Source organism: Propioniciclava sp. MC1683, from assembly GCF_014164675.1.
Lineage (GTDB): Bacteria > Actinomycetota > Actinomycetes > Propionibacteriales > Propionibacteriaceae > Propioniciclava.
The window spans coordinates 102,666-122,142 of the sequence record NZ_JACJFX010000002.1; the positions used below are offsets into that span (position 1 = coordinate 102,666).

At 72.0% G+C, this 19,477-nt stretch carries 26 protein-coding genes; 14 read left to right on the forward strand and 12 right to left on the reverse strand.

Features of this window, described 5'->3' with window-relative positions:
• Positions 1–14: 14 nt before the first annotated feature.
• A complete protein-coding gene (locus tag H5397_RS02380; protein WP_182814715.1) occupies positions 15–497 on the reverse strand; it encodes a DUF1269 domain-containing protein in 483 nt (160 codons plus the stop codon).
• Between the two features lie 168 nt (positions 498–665).
• Here H5397_RS02380 and H5397_RS02385 point away from each other — a divergent pair, with 168 nt between their 5' ends.
• Positions 666–896, forward strand: coding sequence for a hypothetical protein (locus H5397_RS02385; RefSeq protein WP_182814716.1), 231 nt, complete (start codon positions 666–668; stop codon positions 894–896).
• Between the two features lie 12 nt (positions 897–908).
• Here the strand turns inward: H5397_RS02385 and H5397_RS02390 are convergent, their stop codons facing one another.
• The 3 genes from H5397_RS02390 to H5397_RS02400 are packed head-to-tail and all read right to left on the reverse strand — an operon-like array spanning position 909 to position 1,791.
• On the reverse strand, positions 909–1,247 hold the full coding sequence (locus H5397_RS02390; RefSeq protein WP_182814717.1) for an SHOCT domain-containing protein: 339 nt from the start codon (positions 1,245–1,247) through the stop codon (positions 909–911).
• Positions 1,244–1,390: a hypothetical protein gene (locus H5397_RS02395; RefSeq protein WP_182814718.1), complete on the reverse strand. Its 147-nt coding sequence runs from the start codon at positions 1,388–1,390 to the stop codon at positions 1,244–1,246. Before H5397_RS02395 ends, H5397_RS02390 begins: the two co-directional genes overlap by 4 nt.
• A 38-nt stretch (positions 1,391–1,428) precedes the next feature.
• Complete coding sequence (locus H5397_RS02400; protein WP_220491924.1) at positions 1,429–1,791, reverse strand: hypothetical protein; 363 nt, start codon at positions 1,789–1,791, stop codon at positions 1,429–1,431.
• Between H5397_RS02400 and H5397_RS02405 the strand changes: the two genes are divergently transcribed.
• The 7 genes from H5397_RS02405 (at position 1,790) to H5397_RS02435 (ending at position 8,306) form a co-directional block, all read left to right on the forward strand.
• On the forward strand, positions 1,790–2,434 hold the full coding sequence (locus tag H5397_RS02405; RefSeq protein ID WP_182814840.1) for a hypothetical protein: 645 nt from the start codon (positions 1,790–1,792) through the stop codon (positions 2,432–2,434). The genes H5397_RS02400 and H5397_RS02405 overlap by 2 nt on opposite strands.
• 108 nt (positions 2,435–2,542) lie before the next feature.
• Positions 2,543–2,941, forward strand: coding sequence for a hypothetical protein (locus tag H5397_RS02410; RefSeq protein WP_182814719.1), 399 nt, complete (start codon positions 2,543–2,545; stop codon positions 2,939–2,941).
• The gene (locus H5397_RS02415) at positions 2,938–4,257 is read left to right on the forward strand and encodes a glycosyltransferase 87 family protein (RefSeq protein WP_182814720.1); all 1,320 of its coding nucleotides are present in this window, start codon (positions 2,938–2,940) and stop codon (positions 4,255–4,257) included. The genes H5397_RS02410 and H5397_RS02415 overlap by 4 nt, the downstream gene beginning before the upstream one ends.
• A gap of 79 nt (positions 4,258–4,336) precedes the next feature.
• The gene (locus H5397_RS02420) at positions 4,337–5,182 is read left to right on the forward strand and encodes a sugar phosphate isomerase/epimerase (protein WP_182814721.1); all 846 of its coding nucleotides are present in this window, start codon (positions 4,337–4,339) and stop codon (positions 5,180–5,182) included.
• Complete coding sequence (locus tag H5397_RS02425; RefSeq protein WP_182814722.1) at positions 5,173–6,186, forward strand: Gfo/Idh/MocA family protein; 1,014 nt, start codon at positions 5,173–5,175, stop codon at positions 6,184–6,186. Before H5397_RS02420 ends, H5397_RS02425 begins: the two co-directional genes overlap by 10 nt.
• Positions 6,187–6,287: 101 nt before the next feature.
• A complete protein-coding gene (locus tag H5397_RS02430) occupies positions 6,288–7,454 on the forward strand; it encodes a Gfo/Idh/MocA family protein (RefSeq protein WP_182814723.1) in 1,167 nt (388 codons plus the stop codon).
• Between the two features lie 3 nt (positions 7,455–7,457).
• On the forward strand, positions 7,458–8,306 hold the full coding sequence (locus tag H5397_RS02435) for a sugar phosphate isomerase/epimerase (protein WP_182814724.1): 849 nt from the start codon (positions 7,458–7,460) through the stop codon (positions 8,304–8,306).
• A 70-nt stretch (positions 8,307–8,376) separates the two neighbouring features.
• Here the strand turns inward: H5397_RS02435 and H5397_RS02440 are convergent, their stop codons facing one another.
• From H5397_RS02440 to H5397_RS17880, 5 genes are read right to left on the reverse strand one after another with little or no spacing between them, the layout of a single operon-like run.
• The gene (locus H5397_RS02440; RefSeq protein ID WP_182814725.1) at positions 8,377–9,201 is read right to left on the reverse strand and encodes a hypothetical protein; all 825 of its coding nucleotides are present in this window, start codon (positions 9,199–9,201) and stop codon (positions 8,377–8,379) included.
• 56 nt (positions 9,202–9,257) lie between these two features.
• Complete coding sequence (locus H5397_RS02445; protein ID WP_182814726.1) at positions 9,258–10,256, reverse strand: hypothetical protein; 999 nt, start codon at positions 10,254–10,256, stop codon at positions 9,258–9,260.
• Positions 10,253–10,771: a SigE family RNA polymerase sigma factor gene (locus tag H5397_RS02450; RefSeq protein ID WP_182814727.1), complete on the reverse strand. Its 519-nt coding sequence runs from the start codon at positions 10,769–10,771 to the stop codon at positions 10,253–10,255. The genes H5397_RS02445 and H5397_RS02450 overlap by 4 nt, the downstream gene beginning before the upstream one ends.
• Before the next feature lie 42 nt (positions 10,772–10,813).
• A complete protein-coding gene (locus H5397_RS02455; protein ID WP_182814728.1) occupies positions 10,814–11,824 on the reverse strand; it encodes an aldo/keto reductase family protein in 1,011 nt (336 codons plus the stop codon).
• Positions 11,825–11,877: 53 nt separating this feature from the next.
• Complete coding sequence (locus H5397_RS17880; RefSeq protein ID WP_182814729.1) at positions 11,878–12,324, reverse strand: GNAT family N-acetyltransferase; 447 nt, start codon at positions 12,322–12,324, stop codon at positions 11,878–11,880.
• A 96-nt stretch (positions 12,325–12,420) separates the two neighbouring features.
• On the opposite strand from H5397_RS17880, the gene folP reads away from it, so the two are divergent.
• The 3 genes from folP (at position 12,421) to H5397_RS02475 (ending at position 14,474) form a co-directional block, all read left to right on the forward strand.
• Positions 12,421–13,344, forward strand: coding sequence for a dihydropteroate synthase (gene folP / locus H5397_RS02465; protein ID WP_243760823.1), 924 nt, complete (start codon positions 12,421–12,423; stop codon positions 13,342–13,344).
• Complete coding sequence (locus tag H5397_RS02470) at positions 13,344–13,715, forward strand: DUF1992 domain-containing protein (protein ID WP_182814730.1); 372 nt, start codon at positions 13,344–13,346, stop codon at positions 13,713–13,715. The genes folP and H5397_RS02470 overlap by 1 nt, the downstream gene beginning before the upstream one ends.
• A gap of 96 nt (positions 13,716–13,811) precedes the next feature.
• On the forward strand, positions 13,812–14,474 hold the full coding sequence (locus H5397_RS02475) for a hypothetical protein (RefSeq protein ID WP_182814731.1): 663 nt from the start codon (positions 13,812–13,814) through the stop codon (positions 14,472–14,474).
• Between the two features lies 1 nt (position 14,475).
• Here H5397_RS02475 and H5397_RS02480 read toward each other — a convergent pair whose 3' ends face one another.
• Positions 14,476–14,877, reverse strand: coding sequence for a globin (locus tag H5397_RS02480; RefSeq protein WP_182814732.1), 402 nt, complete (start codon positions 14,875–14,877; stop codon positions 14,476–14,478).
• A gap of 395 nt (positions 14,878–15,272) precedes the next feature.
• Here H5397_RS02480 and H5397_RS02485 point away from each other — a divergent pair, with 395 nt between their 5' ends.
• Genes H5397_RS02485 through H5397_RS02495 form a run of 3 tightly spaced genes read left to right on the forward strand, consistent with a single transcriptional unit; the run spans position 15,273 to position 17,447 of the window.
• On the forward strand, positions 15,273–16,481 hold the full coding sequence (locus tag H5397_RS02485; protein ID WP_182814733.1) for an RtcB family protein: 1,209 nt from the start codon (positions 15,273–15,275) through the stop codon (positions 16,479–16,481).
• Positions 16,482–16,534: 53 nt separating this feature from the next.
• A complete protein-coding gene (locus H5397_RS02490) occupies positions 16,535–17,086 on the forward strand; it encodes a hypothetical protein (RefSeq protein WP_182814734.1) in 552 nt (183 codons plus the stop codon).
• Positions 17,055–17,447 (forward strand): S-layer homology domain-containing protein, encoded by a 393-nt coding sequence (locus tag H5397_RS02495; RefSeq protein ID WP_220491925.1) that lies wholly within the window; start codon positions 17,055–17,057, stop codon positions 17,445–17,447. The genes H5397_RS02490 and H5397_RS02495 overlap by 32 nt, the downstream gene beginning before the upstream one ends.
• A gap of 72 nt (positions 17,448–17,519) precedes the next feature.
• On the opposite strand, the gene H5397_RS02500 is transcribed toward H5397_RS02495, so the two are convergent.
• Together H5397_RS02500 and H5397_RS02505 are read right to left on the reverse strand one after the other, a co-directional pair.
• Positions 17,520–18,617 carry a GNAT family N-acetyltransferase gene (locus H5397_RS02500; protein WP_182814736.1) on the reverse strand — a complete coding sequence of 366 codons (1,098 nt, stop codon included), beginning with the start codon at positions 18,615–18,617 and terminating at the stop codon, positions 17,520–17,522.
• Positions 18,614–19,435, reverse strand: coding sequence for an NAD-dependent protein deacetylase (locus H5397_RS02505; protein ID WP_182814737.1), 822 nt, complete (start codon positions 19,433–19,435; stop codon positions 18,614–18,616). Before H5397_RS02505 ends, H5397_RS02500 begins: the two co-directional genes overlap by 4 nt.
• Positions 19,436–19,477 lie beyond the last annotated feature (42 nt).

The following is a 19,477-nucleotide window of genomic DNA, read 5'->3' on the forward strand; positions in this document are numbered from 1 at the left end:
GGCTGGCATGGGACTCAGGCGAGTTCCTCGGCCAGGGCCTTCTCGTCCTCGTCAGACAGCGACGTCTTCAGCACGGTGCCGCCGAACTCGCCCATGCTGGCGGCGAACTTGTCCTCGGTCAGCTTGGTGGCGAGCACGACCACGGCCGCCTTGCCGGGCTCCAGGAGTCCCTCGACTCGGTCGCGGAACGCGTCGTCGATGCCCGCCTTGCCCAGGCGGCCCATGAGCGCGCCCCAGAGGCCACCCAGGACCAGGCCGACGCCGGGCACGAGGAAGAGCAGCCCGATGAGCATGCCCCACAGGGCGCCGGACGCCGCGCCGGTCCCCACGAGGCCCTTGGCCGGGGTGTCGACGTGCTTCTTGCCGTCGTCGTCCACGCGGACGACCGCGAGGCCGGCGAGCTTCACGATGTGGTCGCGCTGCAGCTCGAGGACGCGGTCGTGCGCCTTCTCAGCCTGCAGGTGGTCGTCGTAACCGATGATGATGAGTTCCGACATGTGTTGCCTCTCTTCCCAGCCCCGCGGGTCTGAGCGGGGGTGTCTGTGTCCATCGTGTCCACGGATGCCCGGCCTGTCACCACCCGGTGCGGGTGATTCGCCGCGCCGGCGTCCGCTGGCATCATGGCCTCATCCGCCTCCGGGCGGAGCACACCACAGGAGGAAGCCATGGGCGCTCAAGAGGGCGGGGACTTCTGGCGCGGACTGGCGACGAACCCGCGGGTCTGGCTGGGCGTGGTGATCGCGGTGCTCGCGATCGCCTTCATCCTGCAGAACCGCGCACCGGCGCAGGTCGACCTGTTGACCTTCACGTTCACGGCACCGCAGTGGACGACCCTGACGATCATGTTCCTGGCCGGTTTGGCGACCGGGCTCCTGCTGCGACGCAAGAAGGGCTGACGCCCTCTCGGCTCAGAGTCCGAGCAGCTTCGCCTTCGCGGCAGAGAACTCCACGTCGGTCAGCGCGCCCTGCTGGTGCAGGGCGGCCAGCCGCTCCAGGCCGTCCAGGACGTCCCCGGACGCCGGCGGGACCGGTGTGGCCGGCGCGGGCGGCGCGGGCGGCTGCGTGGCGGCGACCTGCTGGGCGACGGCCTGCTGGATCCTCGCCTGCTCGGCCAGGGCGGCCTGTTCGGCCTGAGCCGACTGCTTGGCGGCGACATTCCCGGAGACCTTGGTGGCGGTGCCGGCGATGACGGCGGTGCGGGCGGCTGCCCCGATGAGGCCGGGACCCCGGCGGCGTTGACGAATCATGCTGGCTCCTGGCTGGTCGGTGCATCGGTGGGGGAGAGGTGGGTGGACAGGGCGGCTTCGGCGACCTCGGCCGGGGCGACTTCGCCGGTCACGCTGGTGCCGTCGAACGCGATCACCGCGTACTCCACGGGAGCCAGTGGCATGGGGTTTCCTTTCCGAGGGCGTGGTGGGGCAGGCAGCGTCAGGAGCCGATGCGGCTTGCGATGATGCCGGTGACGATGACGGACGTGATGGTGACGGTCGAGAAGCCCGCGACGATCATCTTGGGCAGGATCTCGCCCTCGATCGCGGCGACCTCTTCCGGAGTCTCGCCGGCGCCCCGCGCGGCCTCCTGCGACAGGATCATCGTGCCTGGGAAGCCGTAGAGGGAGGTGAGCCCGATCGCGATCGACATCGGGACGCTGTAGCCCAGCAGCTTGCCGGTGAGGCCGGCGAACAGCGCGATGCCGACGATCCCGAAGAGGAAGGCGATGAGAAGCGGGAACGCCAACTCGGCGACGTCGGCGGGCTTGACGGACGCCAGCGGGCCGAAGACCAGGATCATGAATGCCGCCCGCCTTGGCGCTGGGGACGCCGGGGTCGGCGGCATCGTCGGGCTCGGGTTCGGGCTCGGGGCCGCCCTCGACGACGCGTTCGCCCGCGTGGACGCGGATGAGCGCGTCCTTGAGCTGGTCGGCGGTGAGCTGCTTCGAGACGAAACCGGCGGCCCCCACGGCGAGGGCCTCTTCCACGCGCTCGGGCTCGGACGTCCAGGAGTAGACGACGACGCGTCCGACCTCGGGCAGCTCCACGAGCGTGCGCAGTTTCTCGGTGTCGTCCTCGTCGGCGAAGGTGTCGTAGAGGGCGATCTCGACGGGGCGGTCCGGCAACCCGCCGGCCTCGAGCTCGAGCACGCGGAAGCGCTCGTCCCCCTCGAAGAGCTGGTTGAGCCCCTGTACGACGACGTCGTAGTCGTTGACCAGGGCAATGGTGATCGGGTCCCCGGATTGCATGGTGACGATGCTAGTGGGCAGGCAGTTGGGATGGGGCGCCCCGGGTGGGTGACACCCCCGCCGCGGGGTCCGACCGTGGTTCGGGGAGGGGGAGGGGACGCCCCGGACGCCTTCGCCAGCTCCGACCACGACCCGATCGTCGTCGGCCTGGACACCGGCAACCGGGGCAACGCCAAGGGCAAGGGCAAGAACTGACGCCCTGACCGACACACGAGCCCGGGCCGGGCGCACCCTGCGCGGGGGCGCCCGGCCCACACCGTCGGCGGTCGGTAGGCTGGGGCCAATCGGAAAGGAACGTCGCACATGGCTGCTCCCACGTTGTTGCTGATCTTCGGGGTCGGCCTGCTCATCGCTCTCGCGGTGCTCGTCGTTCTCGTCTTGGTGTCGACCCGCCGCAACACCCAGCTGCACCCGCCGTCCACCCCCGACCGGACGCCGCCGGCCCCGCCCCGCCCGGCCGTCGAACCCGAGCGCGACCCGTGGGAGGAGGCGATGCTCGCGAACACGCCCGAGCCGCCGCCCGCCCCGTGGCTGCCCCCGCAGCAGCAGGCCGCCCCCTCGACCCCCTCGTTCGGCCCCGGGCCCGAGGTCCTCGATCGGGACGCCCTCGGCCGCGGCCGCCGCGCCTTCGACCCCACCGGCTGGGACGACCGCCCCGACGGCTACGAGGGCACCGACTTCGGGATGGTCGGCAAGGAGTGACGCTGGTCGCCGACCGCCGTCCGCGCTGGGGCGCCGACGCGCCCGCCGAGGCCGCGCTCGTGCTCACCCTCGTGGTGGTGTGGGGGGCGGCGAAGCTGCTGTCGGTGTGGGCCTGGGTCGTGGTCCCGGCCCAGTACGGCGACACCTACTACTACTTCCTCACCGCCCAGGAGCTCGCCCGCACGGGCGGCGGGGTGGCCGGCGTCCTGCTCGAGTACCCGACCCCCGCGGCGCTGCTCCTGCTCCTGCCCTGGGAACTGGGCGCCACCGACTACGAGGCCTACCGCCAGGCGGTGGTCGTGATGACCGCCCTGGCCGACGCCGCCTTCGCCCTCCTCCTCGGACGCCGGCTCGGCCCCGTCGCCGTGCTCGCCTGGGTGGGCCTCACGTCCGCCCTCGGGCCGCTCGTGCTGCTCCGCTTCGACCTCCTCCCCGCGGTGGTGGCCGGGGCGGCGGTCCTGCTGGCCATGGAGGGCCGACGCGTGGCGGCGTCCGTCCTGGTGGGCCTGGGCACGGGCCTGAAGGTGTGGCCGATCGTGCTGTTCCCGCTCACGCTGGGCCGCCGCGACACTCACCTTCCTGACGCGCGAGACACCTCCGGAGCCCGTTCCCGTGTCAGGAGGGTGAGTGTCGCGGCACCCGCGCTCGGCCTGGCCGCCACCGGCATCGCGCTCGTCGCGGTCAGCCTCGCCGTCGCGGGGTGGGACCGCCTGCTCAGCCCGCTGGCCTACCAGCGCGACCGGGGGCTGCAGATCGAGGCCGTCCCGGCGACGCTGCCGATGCAGGCCTGGGCCGACGACCCGGCGTACCGGGTCTGGTACTCGACGTTCAAGGCCTACGAGCTGGTTGGCCCGTCGGTCGCCGGCTGGATCGGGGTCGCCCAGGTCGCCGCGCTCGCCGGGGCCGTAGCGTGCGTGGCCCTGCTCGCGTGGTGGTTCTGGCGCGGGGCCGACCCGCGGACGATCGCCTGGCTCGCGCTCGTGCTCGTCGGCACGTTCGTGGTCACCTCGCGCGCGCTCAGCCCCCAGTACCTGGTCTGGCTCGCCGCACCCTTGGCGGTGCTGGTCGGGTTCGCGTTCCGCGGCGGCCCGGACGCCCCGCCGCTGGGTCCATCGCTGGTCACCTTCGCCCTCGGGCTGGGCCTGTGCACCCTGACGACCGCCGTGTACCCCGTGTACTACGACCACCTCCTCCAGCGGAGCCCGCTGACCGACCGGGCACTGCTGTTCCTCACCCTGCGCAACATCGGACTGCTGGCGCTCGTCGCGTGGGCGGCGGCCTGCGCGCTCACGGTGGTGCGGCGTCGAGGCCACTGACGGCAACCCCGCTCCGGGAACGTGGGACGTGGTTAGAGTGAATCCAGAGCCCACCGCATCGACGCTGAGGAGCACGCCCATGTGGACATTGACCGGATTCGCCGACGAGATCTCCCGGGACCTCGACGAACAGATCGCCCTGCTGACCAAGCTCGGCATCAAGCACGTCGAGTTCCGCAGTGCCTGGGGCACCAAGGTCCTCGACCTGACCCCCGAGCAGCTCGACGAGGCCAAGGCGAAGCTGGACGCCGCGGGCATCCGCCTGAGCTCGGTCGGCTCCGACATCGGCAAGATCGTCATCACCGACCCGTTCGAGGAGCACCTCAAGCGCTCCGCCCACGCCGTGGAGGTCGCGAAGTTCTTCGGCTGTGGCTACATCCGGATGTTCAGCTTCTTCATCCCCGAGGGCGAGGACCCGGAGCAGTACCGCGACGAGGTCATGGACCGCACGCGCGCGTTCGTCCGCCTCGCCGAGGCCGGCGGCGTCACGATGCTGCACGAGAACGAGAAGGACATCTACGGGGACACCCCCGAGCGCGTGGTCGAGCTGGTCACGGCGATGGACTCCCCGAACTACCGCGCGATCTTCGACCCGGCCAACTACGTGCAGTGCGGCGTGAAGCCGTTCGACGAGGCCTACCCGCAGGTGCGCGAGTACACCGACTACATCCACGTCAAGGACGCCTCGGGCACCGAGTTCGATGCCAACGGGCACAACAAGGTGCTGCCGGCCGGCGAGGGCGACGGCCAGGTCCGCGAGCTCGTGGCCGCGCTCGCCGCCGACGGCTACGACGGGTTCTTCTCCATCGAGCCCCACCTGGGCGACTTCGACGCGTTCGGCGGCCTGTGCGGCCCCGACCTGTGGACGACGGCGTACGACGCCATCACCGGCATCTTCCGCGAGCAGGGCATCTCATGGCGGTGAGCCGTGCGGCCATCGTCGGGTGGGGCGACGTCGCGATCATCCACCACGAGGCGATCGTGTGCATCGAGGGCGTCGACCTGGTCGGCGTGGTCGACACGGACGCCGAGCGCCGCGAGGCGGCGACCGCAGCCCTGGGCGTCCCGGCGTTCGCGTCGGTCGCCGAGCTCGTGGACGCCGTCGCACCCGACGTCGTGCACATCACCACCCCGCACCACCAGCACATCACCCCGACGCTGGAGGCCCTCGAGCGGGGCGTCCACGTCATCCAGGAGAAGCCGCTGGCGGCGTCCATCGAGGACGGCCAGCGGTTGGTCGACGTGATGGCCCGGCGCGAGGCGCAGGGCCTGACCTCGCCGAAGGTCGGTATCTGCTTCCAGAACCGGTACAACGTCTCGAGCCAGGAGCTCCGCCGGCTGCTCGACTCGGGCGAGCTCGGCGCGGTGCACGGCGCCTACGCCTCCGTGGTGTGGACGCGCACCGCCGACTACTACAAGGCCAAGCCGTGGCGCGGCTCCCGGGAGGAGTCGGGCGGCGGCCTGCTGATCAACCAGGCGATCCACACCCTCGACCTGGTGCAGTGGTTCATGGGCGACGTCGTCGACGTGGCCGGCCACGTGGCGACCCACCGGTTCGGCGACGTCAGCGAGGTCGAGGACACCGCCGAGATGCTGCTGACGCACGCCTCGGGGCTCAAGACCGCGTTCTACGCGACGTTGACCGCGCCGCAGCACCGGCCGGTCGAGCTCGAGCTGGACTGCGACAACGCCTACGTGTCGCTGCGCAACGGGCTGAGCGTCACCTGGAAGGACGGCCGGGGCACCGACCGCTACGAGGAGCGCCAGGCGCCGTCGGGCGGTCGCTCGTACTGGGGGGTCTCCCACGAACTCCTCGTGCGCGACTTCTACGCGAAGGTGGACGACCCGGAACCCTTCTGGATCAGTCCCGCCGAGGCGATGAAGTCCCTGCAGATCCTCAAGGCGACCTACCAGGTCTCCGGTTTCTGACGGCGCCTCGAGCAACCTGCGGCAACTTTCCGGGGCCTCGCCCCCGGGAGGTCGTGCCGACCTAGTCTGAATTCCACAACCACATGACAAGGAGCTGTGCAATGGCGGAGGACAAGGTCCGGTTGGGCATCATCGGCCTGGGTGCTGAGGGCGGCATGTACGCCAAGTTCCTGGACGCCGAGATGGTCCCGAACATGCGCATCGGTGCGATCTGCGACATCCTGCCCGAGAAGAAGGAGCAGGCCGACGCCTACGGCGTCCCGTTCTACGCCGACTACAAGGAGATGATCGACTCCGGCGAGGTCGACGCCGTGGTCACGACCGTCCCGCACTACCTGCACCCCGAGATGGGCATCTACGCCCTCCAACAGGGCATCCACGCCCTGGTCGAGAAGCCGGTCGGCGTCTACACCAAGCAGGCCAACGAGCTGATCGAGTACGCGGCGTCCAAGCCCGAGCTCAAGTTCGGCGTGTTCTTCAACCAGCGCACCAACCCGCTGTACAAGGACCTCAAGGCCCTCATGGACTCCGGCGAGCTGGGCAAGCTGCGCCACACCTCGTGGATCATCACCACCTGGTGGCGCCCGCAGCCGTACTACGCGCAGTCCGAGTGGCGGGCGACGTGGGGCGGCGAGGGCGGCGGCGTCCTGGTCAACCAGGCCCCCCACCAGCTCGACCTGTGGCAGTGGATCTGTGGCGTGCCCAAGAGCGTCTTCGCCAAGGTCGCCTACGGCTTCAGGCGTGACATCGAGGTCGAGGACGAGGTCAACGCGCTCGTCGACTTCGGCGACGGCGCGACCGGCACGTTCATCACCTGCGTGCACGACATCGACGGCACCGACCGCCTCGAGATCCTGTGCGACAAGGGCAAGATCGTCGTCGACGGCTCGAACACCGTGAAGATCACCCGTCTGAAGGAGGACGAGGAGGTCATGAGCCAGAACATGGGCATGGACGCCGTCGCGAAGCTCTTCACGGGCCAGCTCGACCGCTCCGAGCTCATGAGCGAGGAGACCAAGGAGTACGGCAACGTCTGGGGTGCCCAGCACTGCGAGGTCATGCGGAACTTCGCCGCCGCGATCCACGGCGAGGAGGAGCTGCTGGCCCCGGGTGCCGACGGCATCCACGGCGTCCGCCTCGCCAACGCGATCCACCTCTCCAGCTGGACCGGTCAGGAGGTCTCCCTCGAGGACTTCGACGAGGACGCCTACCTCGCCCAGCTGAACGAGCGCATCTCCGCCGAGGGCAAGTTCGAGACGAGGAGCTGAACCATGGCCGTGCTGGGTGTCCAGATGATGATGCTGCGCGAGCAGGTCGCCGAGCAGGGCATGTACCCCGTGCTCGAGCGCCTCGCCGCCATGGACCTGAAGGCCGTCGAGGTCAGCCAGATCCCCATGGACGAGACGAACACCGCCGCCCTCGAGCGCGGTCGCGACGAGCTCGGCATCGAGGTCGGCGCGCTGTCGGTCGCCCTCAAGCCGGGCCCGACGGCGACGGGCGACAACCTCGAGGAGCACTACGACAAGATCGTCGCCGACTGCCGTCGCCTCGGGACGCGGTTCGTCCGCATCGGCATGATGCCGTTCACCGCGATGGTGTCGAAGGAGGCCTGCGAGGCGTGGGCCGCCGAGGTCGAGCCCGCGGCGTCCCGGCTGGCCGCCGACGGGATCACGCTGTGCTACCACAACCACCACGTCGACCTGGCCCAGTTCGACGGGGAGCGGATGTTCGACATCGTCCGCCGGGTCGCGCCCAGCGTGAAGTTCGAGGTCGACCTGCACTGGGTGCAGCGCGGCGGCATGGCGCCGCTGGACATGCTCGAGGAGTACTCGGGCGTGTGCAAGCTGATCCACGTGAAGGACTTCCGCGTGGTGGCGGTGCCGCAGGAGGCCGTCGACAAGATGATGTCGGGTGACGTGGCGGGGGGCTTCCAGGGCTTCCTGAACATCGCCCAGTTCGCCGAGGTCGGCCAGGGCAACATGAACTGGCCCAAGCTGCTGCCGGCCGCGATCGACGCGGGCGCGGAGTACTTCTTCATCGAGCAGGACGACACCTACGGGCGCGACCCGTTCGACTGCATCGCCGACTCCCGCGCCTACCTGAAGTCCATCGGCTACTGACGTACCTGCTCGCCGTCACCCGACGGCGAGCAGGGCCTGGCCCCTGCCGTGCCGAATCGCGCCCCGGGGGTCAGCCCAGCTGGTCCAGCATCACGGTGATGCGGGTCTCGGCGTCGGTGACGACGTCGGGGAGGTCGGCGGTGTCGCCCAGGTACTCGCCGCCCTCGTAGGTGAGCGCGACGTAGCGGCCCTCGCGGGCGAGGTACTCCAGGGACGCCCCGGGGGCGACCACCCAGCCCTCGCCGGTGTCCCACTCCGACCACTGCCGCACCTGCAGGCCCTCCTCACCGAGGTCGGCCAGGGGGTCGGTGGCCTGGACCGTGCGCCAGTTGTCGGTGTCGGGGCCCTCCGTGGCGCACGAGGCCAGCTGGGTGCCCAGCTCGGCCATGAACGCCTGGGCGGCCGCGGCGTCCGCGAACACGAACAGGCCGTTGCCCACGACGTGCTCGGGGCCGACCGACTCCTTCACGCGGGTGGCCGTGATCCCGGACGCCGACGCGAGGGTCAGCACCCGGTCGGGGCAGGAGGCACGCCAGACGGCGGTCGTGAACGCCGAGACCTCCTCGTCGCCGGGGCGGTCCTCCTCGGGGAGGGAGAAGCCCTCGGGCAGGGTGCCCAGGGCGCCGGGGATCTCGTTGTCTGCGGTCGGGGTGGGCCGCGGGGTGTGCGGGGCGGCGGTGCGCTTCGGCGGCGTCGCGCTCGGGGCGGCGCTGGGTGTGGTCGTCGTGCCCGACTCCACCGGCTGCGGCGTGAGTGACGGGGTGGCCGTCGACGTGGGCAGCGCGGTGGGGGTCACCACGGGCGTCGGGCTCGGCGTCGCCGCCCCCGACTGGCCGGTGCAGGCCGTCAGGGCGAGCACCGCCAGGGTCGTGGCTGCCAGGGCACTGCGCTTCATCGGTCACCTCTCGTCGCGGACGCCCCCAGTCTCTCACCCGGGGGCGCCGCGATCGGTCACGCCATCGCCAGCAGGTCGGCCAGGACCTGGGCGGGGGGCAGGTCGGCCGCAGCCTCCTCGTGGGGGTCGCCCACGTACTCGCCCGAGGTCGAGTGGATCGCGACCAGGCGCCCGGAGCGTCCCCAGAGGTAGAGGGTGCCGCCGGGGGCCTCGTGCCAGGTCCCGTCGAGTTCGCGCTCGGTCCAGTAGCGCACCGTGAACGTGTCGGCGACGAGGCCCGGCTCGGTGGAGCTCGCCATCATCGTCCGCTCGATGATCGGGTCCTCCGGCGTCCCGATGTTCGGGCCCGGCTCGCCGACCGGCGCGCAGGCGCCGATCTTCTGCTGCAGCTCGGCCATGAAGGCCACGGCCTCCGCCTCGGACCGGAACAGCAGGACGCCGTCGAGCGCGGACGCGTCGCCCGCCTCGATCCGGCCGCGCAGGCGCGAGGCCTCCAGACCGCCCAACGACGGCAGGTCGATCTCGGTGCTGCTCGCGCACACGATGGGCAGGCTCTGGGGCTCGAACGGGCCGAGCTCGTCGGTACCCGTCTCGTTCTCCCGCGGCAGCGGCCGGTCGGCCAGGGCGGTGCCGAAGTCGGCCGGGATGACGCCCGTGTGGGGCGCACCCGGCCGTTCGCTCGTGCTCGGGCCGGGGCTGGGCGTGCCGCTCGGGGTGGCGCTCGGCCGCGGCGAGGGGGTGCCGCTCGGGCGGGAGGTCGCGCTGGGGCTGGGCGTGACCGCGGTGGGGCTCGGGGTCGGGTCGACCGACGGGGACGCCGGGGCGGTCTGGGCGGGGACCGCGGTCTGGCCGGTGCCCGGCAGCAGGTTCACGATCCCGACGCCGGCGAGGGCGACCACGGCGACCGTCGCCGCCGACGCGAGGGCGACCCGGCGCCGGCGGACGGCGCGGCCACGGGACAGGACGGCCGCACCGAGGGCGTCCGGGTCGGGGCCGGAGGCCGGTTCGGCGAACCACAGCTCGTCGCGGAGCTCGTTCTCGTCGATGGGGGTCATGACAGGCTCCTCGTGGCCGGCGCGGCCCCTCCGCGAGAACGGAGGCGGGCGAGCGCACGCGAACAGGTGGACTTGACGGTGCCGACCGAGACGCCGAGCTGCTCTGCCACGTCGGCCTCGGAGAGGTCGGCGTAGTAGCGCAGCACCACCATCGCGCGCTCGTGGGGCGTGAGCCCCGCGAGCTGGCGGACGATGAACGCCCGGTCCTCGACGCCCTCGAACCCCGCCTCGCCGCCCGGATCACGGCGGCGGTCGTCGATGTCGATCGTGATCGCCTCGTAGCGGCGCCGGCGCCAGCGGTCGGTGGTGAGGTTCACCATCACCTTCCGCGTGTACGCCCACGCCGCGCGCTGGTCGATCTTCCGCCAGGCGAGCCACGTCTTCAGCAGGGCGTCCTGCAGGAGGTCGTCGGCGGCCTGACGGTTGCCGGTGAGCAGGTAGGCCGTGTGGTGCAGGGACCCGGTGTGGGCCTGCACGAACGCGGTGAACCCCGCATCCTGGTCGGTGGCCGTCATGCCGAGGAGGACGAGTCAGCGTGCGTTTCGGTTGAGTCCCCCTCAGGCGGGCCGGGACGCCGGGGCGTTCTTCGCGGTCATCCCCGGGTCGGCCTGTACGACGTCGCCCAGGGCCTCGTCGATCGCGGCCCGGACGCCGGCGTCCAGCACCACGCCGCTCGCCTTGACGTTCTCGACGACCTGCTCGGGACGGGAGGCGCCGATGATCGCGCCGGCCACGTTGTCGTTGCCGAGCACCCACGCGACGGCGAGCTGGGCCATGGAGATGCCCAGGTCGTCGGCGATCGGCTTCAGCTCCTGGACGCGGCCGAGCACGTCGTCGTTCATGAAGCGGGCGATCATGTTCGCCCCGCCCTTCGTGTCGGTGGCGCGCGAGCCCTCGGGCAGCGGCTGGCCGGGCAGGTACTTGCCGGTCAGGACGCCCTGCGCGATCGGCGACCACACGATCTGGCTGACCCCGAGCTCGCGGCAGGTCGGCACGACCTCGCCCTCGATCACGCGCCACAGCATCGAGTACTGCGGCTGGCTCGAGATGAGCTGGACGCCGAGGTCCTTGGCCAGCGCGTGCCCGGCCCGGATCTGGTCGGCGGTCCACTCGCTGACGCCGATGTAGAGCACCTTGCCTTGCCGGACCACGTCGGCGAAGGCCTGCATGGTCTCCTCGAGCGGGGTCTCGTGGTCGTAGCGGTGGGCCTGGTAGAGGTCGACGTAGTCGGTGCGCAGGCGCTTCAGCGAGCCGTTGATCGACTCCATGATGTGCTTGCGGGACAGCCCGACGTCGTTGTGGCCCTTGGGGCCGGTCGGCCAGTAGACCTTCGTGAAGATCTCGAGGCTCTCGCGGCGCTCGCCGGCCAGGGCGTCACCCAGAACCGACTCGGCGACGGTGTTGGCGTACACGTCGGCGGTGTCGAAGCTGGTGATCCCGGCGTCCAGCGCCGCGCGGACGCACGCGGTGGCGGCGTCGTTCTCGACCTGCGACCCGTGGGTCAGCCAGTTGCCGTAGATGATTTCCGAGATCTTGAGACCGGAGTTGCCGAGGTGACGAAATTCCATGCCCTCATCTTCGCCGATCCCGACCGCGGCGCGGCGGCACCGGCCCGAACGTCTCACTGCACGCGCGTGAAGCCGTGCTTCTCGTAGAAGCGGATCGCCGGCTTGCGGTGTTCCTCGACCGCGAGGCGCAGCTCGTCGAGGTCCGCCTCGGCGAAGAGGGCGGTGAGGGTGGCGGCGAGCAGCACGCGCCCGTCCCCGACCCCGCGCGCGTCGGGCGCGACGGCCATGTGGTCGAGCTGGCCCACGCCGTCGGCGGTGACGTGCCCCGAGGCGTACCCGATGGGGGTGCCGTCGGCCTCGACCACGAAGGTGAGCAGGTCGGGGTCGTGCACGAGGTCGTGTGCGGTGGCGTAGGTGGTGGGGAACTCCAGGGCGTGGAGGTCGGCCACGAAGTCCAGGTCCGACTCCAGCGCGCGACGGGCGCGGTGGGTGTCGATCGATGCGAGCCACTCGGCCGCGGCGCTGCGGGAGAGGGCGTACACACGGGATGGGGCGCTCACACCACTCCTTCACTCGTTCGGGCAACCGTAGGGGTGGGCCGCCGCGGACGGCAAGGGGTTGCCGGGTCTGGTTCCCGGGTGCAGCACAATGGGGGCGTGCCCGCGCTGATCCCGGTCGACCTGCCCACCACCCCGGCCCTCGTGCTGCGGGGGCGCCGCTTCGACGCGGGGCGTCCGGCCGTGATGGCGATCGTGAACCGCACCCGGGACTCCTTCTTCGTCACCGCGGGCGCCGACGCCCTCGAACCCGCACTGGACGCACTCGCTGCGGCCGTGGCGTCCGGTGCCGACATCGTCGACGTGGGCGGCGTCCGGGCGGGCCAGGAGGGGGAGTGGGTGGACGTGCCCACCGAGGTGGCGCGGGTCCGGCCGTTCCTGGAGGCCGCGCGCGAGCGCTTCCCCGACCTGGTCCTGAGCCTGGACACGTGGCGCACCGAGGTCGTGGACGCCTGCCGTGACGCCGGCGTCGACCTGGTCAACGACACCTGGGCCGGGGCCGACCCCGACCTGGTGCACGCGGCCGCCGAGCTGGGCGCGGGCTATGTCGTCTCGCACACGGGTGGGTTGCCGCCGCGCACCGACCCGGTGGACGTGAGCTACGGCGACGACCCTGACGACGTCGTCCGCTCGGTGCTGGACGGGCTCGCCGTGGGCGCGGCGCGGGCGGTGGCTGCGGGCGTCCGGCCCGAGGGTGTGCTGGTCGACCCGACCCTCGACTTCGGCAAGACGACCCGTAACTCGCTGCGGGTGCTGCGGGCCACGGCGTCGGTGGCGTCGCTGGGGTACCCCGTGCTGCAGGCCATCTCGCGCAAGGACTTCGTGGGCGAGACCCTCGACCTGCCCGCCGACGAGCGCCTCGAGGGGTCGCTCGCCGCGACCGCGGTGGCGGCCTGGCTGGGGGCGACGGTGTTCCGCACGCACGACGTGCGGGCGACGCGGCGGGTGCTCGACATGGTGGCGTCCGTGCGCGGCGACCGCCCGCCCGCGGTGGCGGTGCGCGGCGAGCCGCGGGGGGCCTGATGCAGTTCGAGAACTGGATCGACCGGCAGATCCGCGAGGCCATGGAGCGTGGCGAGTTCGACAACCTCCCCGGCGCCGGCAAGCCGCTCGAGCTCGACTCCTCCGAGGACTGGTGGATCAAGGCCAAGATCAAGGCCGAGAACCTCGACGCGGTCCTGCCGGGGCCGCTCGCGCTGCGCCGCGAGGTCGAGGGCATCGCGGACGCCGTGGCCGACTGCCGCTCGGAGGCGGAGGTCCGCGAGCGGTGCGAGGCGCTGAACGAGCGGATCCGTGACTACTACCGCCGCCCCGAGACCGGCCGGCGCATCATCGTGCGGCTGGTCGACGTGGACGCGGTCGTGGCGGGGTGGCGCCAACGCGGAATTGGTTAGTACGACCACAGTCGTAGCGGCGCGCCCGGATCGGGGACCACGGGCCGAGGAAACCGCGCGACAACCCGGCGGGGGCCGACTTACCGTGGAAGGACCATGAGCAGCACCATCCCTGACACCCCCGACGAACCCACGATCGAGAAGCCGGTCCTGACGCTGTCGGTGACCGCCCTTGCGGCCGGCGCGCTGGCCGCGGTGACCTCGGCCGTGATCGGTTCGCACCTCGGCACGGCCGGCACCCTGACCGGCGCCGCGCTCGGCTCGATCATCGGCGCCTTCTCGACCGCGCTGTACACCTTCGGGCTGCAGCGCACCTGGCACGCGTTGGGCGCGCTGACCCCGCGGCGGGCGAAGCTGGTCGCCGGCGTCCTGCTGACGGCGCTGGTGGCGTTCGTCGTCGCGCTGGGCGCCATCACCGGCTTGGAGAAGGCCACCGGCACCTCCTTGGCCGGCGAGCCCGGCACGACCGTCGAGCGCGTGCGGGTCGTCACGGTCCAGCGTCCGGCCGCCGCGGGGGCCGAGGTGGCCGACGAGGCCGCACCCGCGGCGTCTGAGAGCGCCACGCAGGACCCGGTCACGGCCGACCCGATGCTCGCCACCCCCAGCCCCGCTGAGCCGCAGCCCGGGGCGTCCGCGGAACCGACCCCGAGCGAGACGCCGGCGCCGACGGAACCGACCACCCCGACCGACAGCCCGACCGCCGGGACCCCGGTCCCGAGCACGCCGAGCGCCCCGGCCGAGCCGGGCACGGGGGCGTGAGTCACTCGTCGGCGTTGATCAGGTAGCGGCAGCCGCGCTCGACGTAGTCGCGCAGGAGGCGGGCGTCCTCCTCGGCGAGGGCGAGGGTGTCGATCGCTTGGTCCATGCAGTCGGCCCAGCGCTGGGCCATGCGCGCCGTGACCTTGTACGGCATGTGCCGCATCTTCAGCATGGGCGCCCCGCGGGTGCGTGAGTAGGTCATCGGTCCGCCCCAGTACTGCTCGAAGAACATCAGCAGGCGGTTCTCGGCGCCGTCCCAGTCGTCCTGGGGGTAGAGGGCGGCGAGTTCGGGGTCCTTCCGCACCTCGCGGAAGAACTCCCCGATGAGCCGACGGAACGCCGGCGCGCCCCCGATCCGGTCGTAGAAGGTCTCCTCCTCGACCAGATCAGGTGCGGCGCTCATGTCCCTCATTCTCACCCCGTTCCCCGTGGTCCGGGCCGTTTTCGGGAACTCTGGCAGCGGTCCGGGGGAGGGTAGGTCCCCCGGGTGGACGTCCTCCCTTCTTGCGGCCGGCGGGGGCCTTCTGGCAAGCTGGAGGGCTGTCCGAACGCGGGTGGCCCGCCCGGGGAGCCGGGCCCACCGCAGGAAGAGTCACACGATGATGGCCACCCGACCGCTCCGTCGCGCACGCGCGACGATGCAGCGTCGTGGGTGTGGCCTGCCCGAGTTCGGCCAGGCTCAGCGCTGACCGAGGGCCTGGATCGCGACTCTCTCCTGCGGCACCACCGTGCCACCACCCCGGCGTGAGCCGGATCCATGCCCTGTTGCACGCACACCACCACCAACAGGAGGACGACATGAACCGTTTCCCGGTGCCGCTGACCGGCACCGACAACACCTTGATGTGGGCCGAGGAGGCCGGCATCGAGGAGTCCGCACGCGCCCAGCTGCGCAACGTCGCCGAGCTGCCCTGGACGCACGGCGTCCGCGTGATGCCGGACGTGCACTACGGCAAGGGGGCCACGGTCGGCTCCGTCATCGCCATGAACCAGGCCGTCGCGCCGGCGGCCGTGGGCGTCGACATCGGCTGCGGCATGACCGCCGTGCGCACCAACCTGCGCCCGGACCAGCTGCCCGACGACCTGGGCGTGCTGCGCCGCGGGATCGAGCGGGGCGTCCCGGTCGGGTTCGGCGCGCACAAGGGCGAGCCGCGCGCGGTCGGTCTGCACGACGACCTCGGCCGGCGCTACGCGACCATCCTCGACCGGTTCGAGGGGCTCAAGGCCCACGAGCTGGTGCGCGGGAAGTGGGCGCCCGCGGCGTCCAAGGCCTCGACGCAGGTCGGCACGCTGGGTGGAGGCAACCACTTCATCGAGCTGTGCGCCGGCGACGACGACCGGGTGTGGGTGACCCTGCACTCCGGCTCGCGCGGCACGGGCAACCAGCTCGCGCAGGTGCACATGGAGCGGGCGCAGGGCCTGGCCCACAACCAGGGCCTGGTCGACCGCGACCTGTCGGTGTTCCTGTCCGGGACGCCGCAGATGGACGCCTACCTCCACGACCTGTGGTGGGCGCAGGACTACGCGCTGCTCAACCGCGACGTGATCCTGCGGTCGGTCACCGACGAGCTGCGGCACCGCATTGACGGCATCGCGTTCGACGAGCCGATCCGCTGCCACCACAACTACGTGGCGGTGGAGACGTACGACGACACCGAGCTGGTCGTGACCCGCAAGGGCGCGATCCGGGCCGGCAAGGGCAACCTGGGCGTCATCCCGGGCTCGATGGGGACGGGGTCCTACATCGTGCGCGGGCTGGGCAACCCGGCGTCGTACGAGTCGGCGTCCCACGGCGCCGGACGCCGGATGTCGCGGAACGCCGCGCGCCGGCAGTTCACCGCGGACGACCTCGCGGCCCAGACCGCGGGCATCGAGTGCCGCAAGGACGCCGGCGTGGTCGACGAGATCCCGGCGGCGTACAAGGACATCGACTCGGTCATCGACGACCAGCGTGACCTCGTCGACGTCGTGGCGCGCCTGCGGACGCTGCTCTGCGTGAAGGGCTGACCGGTCGGGCGGGGCCTCCGCGGCTCCGCCCGACCCGCGACTAGGATCGGCGCGTGACCTCCAGGAAGTTCGTCGACGTCGTGCTCGCGCTGCTGGCCCACTTCGCGGTGGGCATCAGCTGGGTCGCGGTGGCCGCGTCGGTGATGGGCTCGCTCGACGTGCTGCGGCGCATGCTGATGAACTCCGAGTTCGCGTGGGACACCGGCCGGCTGCCCCAGCCCTGGGCGATCCCGCTCGCGCTCGTCGCGGCCTGGATCAGCCACCGCTTCTTCCTGTGGTCGATGCGCCGCGCGGGCAACGGGAAGCTCGCGTGGGGGGCGCGCACGATCGCGTGGTCCGGAGCCCTCCTCGGCGTGCTGCTGGGGGCGTACCTGTGGACGCCGGCCCTGCTCGTGGGCGCCCAGGTGGGTCCTGAGGCGGGGCAGTCCCGGCCGTGGGGCCCGCTGGCGTGGGCCGCCCACCACGCCCGGCTGGCCCTCCCGGCGGCCATCGGGCTTGTCACCGCCGGTTACCTGCTCCTCTCGCGGCACTCGCCCATCGTTGTGATTGTCAAAACCCTCCTGCGCCGGATTCGTGGACGACGCGGCGCCGCTGTGGCAAGGTGACGTCAAGCCGACCGATCCCTACCACAAGGAGATCACCTGGCTGGCCGACACCGGCATTTCGACCGGTTGGGACGACGGGACCTTCCGCCCGTGGGAGCCGATCAACCGTGACGCCATGGCGGCCTTCCTCTACCGCATGGCGGGGGAGCCCACCTGGGACGCCCCGGCGGCCTCCCCGTTCGTCGACGTCACCACGAAGACGGCGTTCTACGACGAGATCACCTGGCTCGCCGACGCCGGCATCTCGAAGGGTTGGAACGACAAGACCTACCGTCCGCTGGACGCCATCAACCGTGACGCGATGGCTGCCTTCCTGTACCGCTTCGTCGACAACCTGGGCGTCCCCCAGGTCGTCGGCTGACGGTCGCCGACACACCGGACGCCCCGTCCCCCGTGCGTGGGGGGCGGGGCGTCCGCCGTTGGTGGGTGTCGCTCAGAGCCTCTTCTGCCAGCACCCCTCGACGCCGACGGGCACGAATCCCAGCGCGTCGTTGATGGCGAGCATCGGGCGGTTCTCGACGGCGTTCCACGTGTGCACGCGGCGCGCCTCGGGGTTGGCCTCGACCAGGCGGGCGAGGTTGGCGAGCTTCGTCCACATCCCGAGGCCGTGGCCGCGGTGGTGCGGCAGCACGAGGGTCTCCTCCTGCCAGACGCCCGCGGGGTTCTCCTCGGGCCAGGCCAGGTGCGTGTAGGCGGCGACTTCCCCGGTCCCCGCGTGCAGGGCGACCGTCACGACGGACCGCTGCCCGGCCACCACCTGGCGGTGCTCGACGTCGATGAGCCGCTCCGGCGTCCAGACGCTGGGGTCGTACTCCATGCCGCCGGCGGGCGGGTCGGTCGACATGCGCTCCATCACCCGGCACACGCCCTCGCGGTGCTCGGGCGGGGTCGAGTCGCCCCACGACGCCAGCACGTAGCCGTCGCTGCCCGCCCCCTCCTCGAGCACGGACGCCGCGCGCTGCAACAGGTCGGGGGTCAGGTCGAGGCGGCTGGGGGTCTCGCAGAGCTCGAGGGTCCAGCCGTCGGCGACGAGCCAGCGCGCGGCGGGGCTGTCGGGGTCGACGGCGCCGGCCCCGCTGGTGGGGACGATCGCGTCGGGGCGTCCGGTCGCGTCGGCGGAGTCGGCGTAGGCCTGCCACACCGTGCGGCCGTGGGCGATCCCCTCGGCGAGGGCGGCCTCGAACAGCGCGCGCCCGATGCCGCGGCTGCGTGCGCTGGGGCGGACGCCGACCCAGACCTGGGCGGTCTGGAGGTCCTGCTTGAGCATGAGGACCATCGAGGCGAAGCCCAGTGCGTCGGCGGGGGTGCACGTCTCGGGGTCGGTGCCGTCGGCGAGGGCCACCCAGTGGGGTTGGTCGGCGTAGTCGGACCCGAAGAGCCGCGCGGTGCGCGCCCGGGCGGACTCGGCGAAGTCGTCGTGGCCCACGAGGTCGCGGAGCACCTCGGCCTCGACGTCGGCGAGGGCGTGCACGACGGGGTGGGGCTCGGCGTCCCGGGCGGGCGGCGTCGGGACGCGGTGGATCTGGATCACAGCGCAGACGCTAGCGCCACCAGGGTGGGCGAGGTGCCCGCATCGACGCGGACGTCGGCGATCTCGTCGGCCCGGGTCGGGCCGTGGTTGACGATGACCAGCGGCTTGCCCTGCTTGGCCACGTGCCGGGCGAACCGCAGGCCGGACATCACGGTCAGGCTCGAGCCCGCGACGAGGAGCGCCTCGGCCGCGTCGACCAGCGCGTAGGCCGCCTCGACGCGCGGCTTGGGCACGTTCTCGCCGAAGAACACGACGTCGGGCTTGAGCATCCCGCCGCACACGGAGCAGGGCGGCACCACGAAGTCGTCGGGGTCGGCGATGTCGGCGTCCCCGTCGGGGCGCAGCTCGGCCGACCCGGCCGGGATCACGCCCGTCACGCCCGGGTTGGCGGCCTCGAGGCGCGTCTGCAGGGTGGCCCGCGAGGACAGGTCGCCGCAGTCGAGGCAGATCACCCGGTTGATCAGCCCGTGCAGGTCGACCACCTCGCGCGACCCGGCCTCGGAGTGCAGGCGGTCGACGTTCTGGGTGATCACCGGGACACCCAGCGCGGCCAGCGCCTGGTGGCCCCGGTTGGGGTGCGCGGCGCCGAAGGAGCGGAACCCCATCATCGACCGGAACCAGTACCGGCGCCGGGCCTCGGGGCGGCCGATGAAGTCGCGGTACTGGATCGGGTTGGTGGGCCGGCTCTCGGGCCCGCGGTAGTCGGGGATGCCGGAGTCGGTCGAGATGCCCGCCCCCGTGAGCGCGACCCAGCGCCGGCCGCGCAGTGCGGACGCCACGGCCTCCACCTGGGCGGGGGGCGGTTCGGGGATCGGCACGTCGTCGAGCCTACGCGACCGCTCAGTCCGGCATCTGGAAGG

Coding starts and splice junctions, on each gene's coding strand:
- H5397_RS02400 (WP_220491924.1), bottom strand. CDS start 1,791: ATGATCCTGGTCTTCGGCCCGCTGGCGTCCGTCAAGCCCGCCGACGTC.
- H5397_RS02440 (WP_182814725.1), bottom strand. CDS start 9,201: ATGAAGCGCAGTGCCCTGGCAGCCACGACCCTGGCGGTGCTCGCCCTG.
- H5397_RS02425 (WP_182814722.1), top strand. CDS start 5,173: ATGGCGGTGAGCCGTGCGGCCATCGTCGGGTGGGGCGACGTCGCGATC.
- H5397_RS02395 (WP_182814718.1), bottom strand. CDS start 1,390: ATGCCACTGGCTCCCGTGGAGTACGCGGTGATCGCGTTCGACGGCACC.
- H5397_RS02410 (WP_182814719.1), top strand. CDS start 2,543: ATGGCTGCTCCCACGTTGTTGCTGATCTTCGGGGTCGGCCTGCTCATC.
- H5397_RS02475 (WP_182814731.1), top strand. CDS start 13,812: ATGAGCAGCACCATCCCTGACACCCCCGACGAACCCACGATCGAGAAG.
- H5397_RS02470 (WP_182814730.1), top strand. CDS start 13,344: ATGCAGTTCGAGAACTGGATCGACCGGCAGATCCGCGAGGCCATGGAG.
- H5397_RS02455 (WP_182814728.1), bottom strand. CDS start 11,824: ATGGAATTTCGTCACCTCGGCAACTCCGGTCTCAAGATCTCGGAAATC.
- H5397_RS02485 (WP_182814733.1), top strand. CDS start 15,273: ATGAACCGTTTCCCGGTGCCGCTGACCGGCACCGACAACACCTTGATG.
- H5397_RS02420 (WP_182814721.1), top strand. CDS start 4,337: ATGTGGACATTGACCGGATTCGCCGACGAGATCTCCCGGGACCTCGAC.
- H5397_RS02385 (WP_182814716.1), top strand. CDS start 666: ATGGGCGCTCAAGAGGGCGGGGACTTCTGGCGCGGACTGGCGACGAAC.
- H5397_RS02480 (WP_182814732.1), bottom strand. CDS start 14,877: ATGAGCGCCGCACCTGATCTGGTCGAGGAGGAGACCTTCTACGACCGG.
- H5397_RS02405 (WP_182814840.1), top strand. CDS start 1,790: ATGAATGCCGCCCGCCTTGGCGCTGGGGACGCCGGGGTCGGCGGCATC.
- H5397_RS02380 (WP_182814715.1), bottom strand. CDS start 497: ATGTCGGAACTCATCATCATCGGTTACGACGACCACCTGCAGGCTGAG.
- H5397_RS02430 (WP_182814723.1), top strand. CDS start 6,288: ATGGCGGAGGACAAGGTCCGGTTGGGCATCATCGGCCTGGGTGCTGAG.
- H5397_RS02435 (WP_182814724.1), top strand. CDS start 7,458: ATGGCCGTGCTGGGTGTCCAGATGATGATGCTGCGCGAGCAGGTCGCC.
- H5397_RS02450 (WP_182814727.1), bottom strand. CDS start 10,771: ATGACGGCCACCGACCAGGATGCGGGGTTCACCGCGTTCGTGCAGGCC.
- H5397_RS02445 (WP_182814726.1), bottom strand. CDS start 10,256: ATGACCCCCATCGACGAGAACGAGCTCCGCGACGAGCTGTGGTTCGCC.
- H5397_RS02390 (WP_182814717.1), bottom strand. CDS start 1,247: ATGATTCGTCAACGCCGCCGGGGTCCCGGCCTCATCGGGGCAGCCGCC.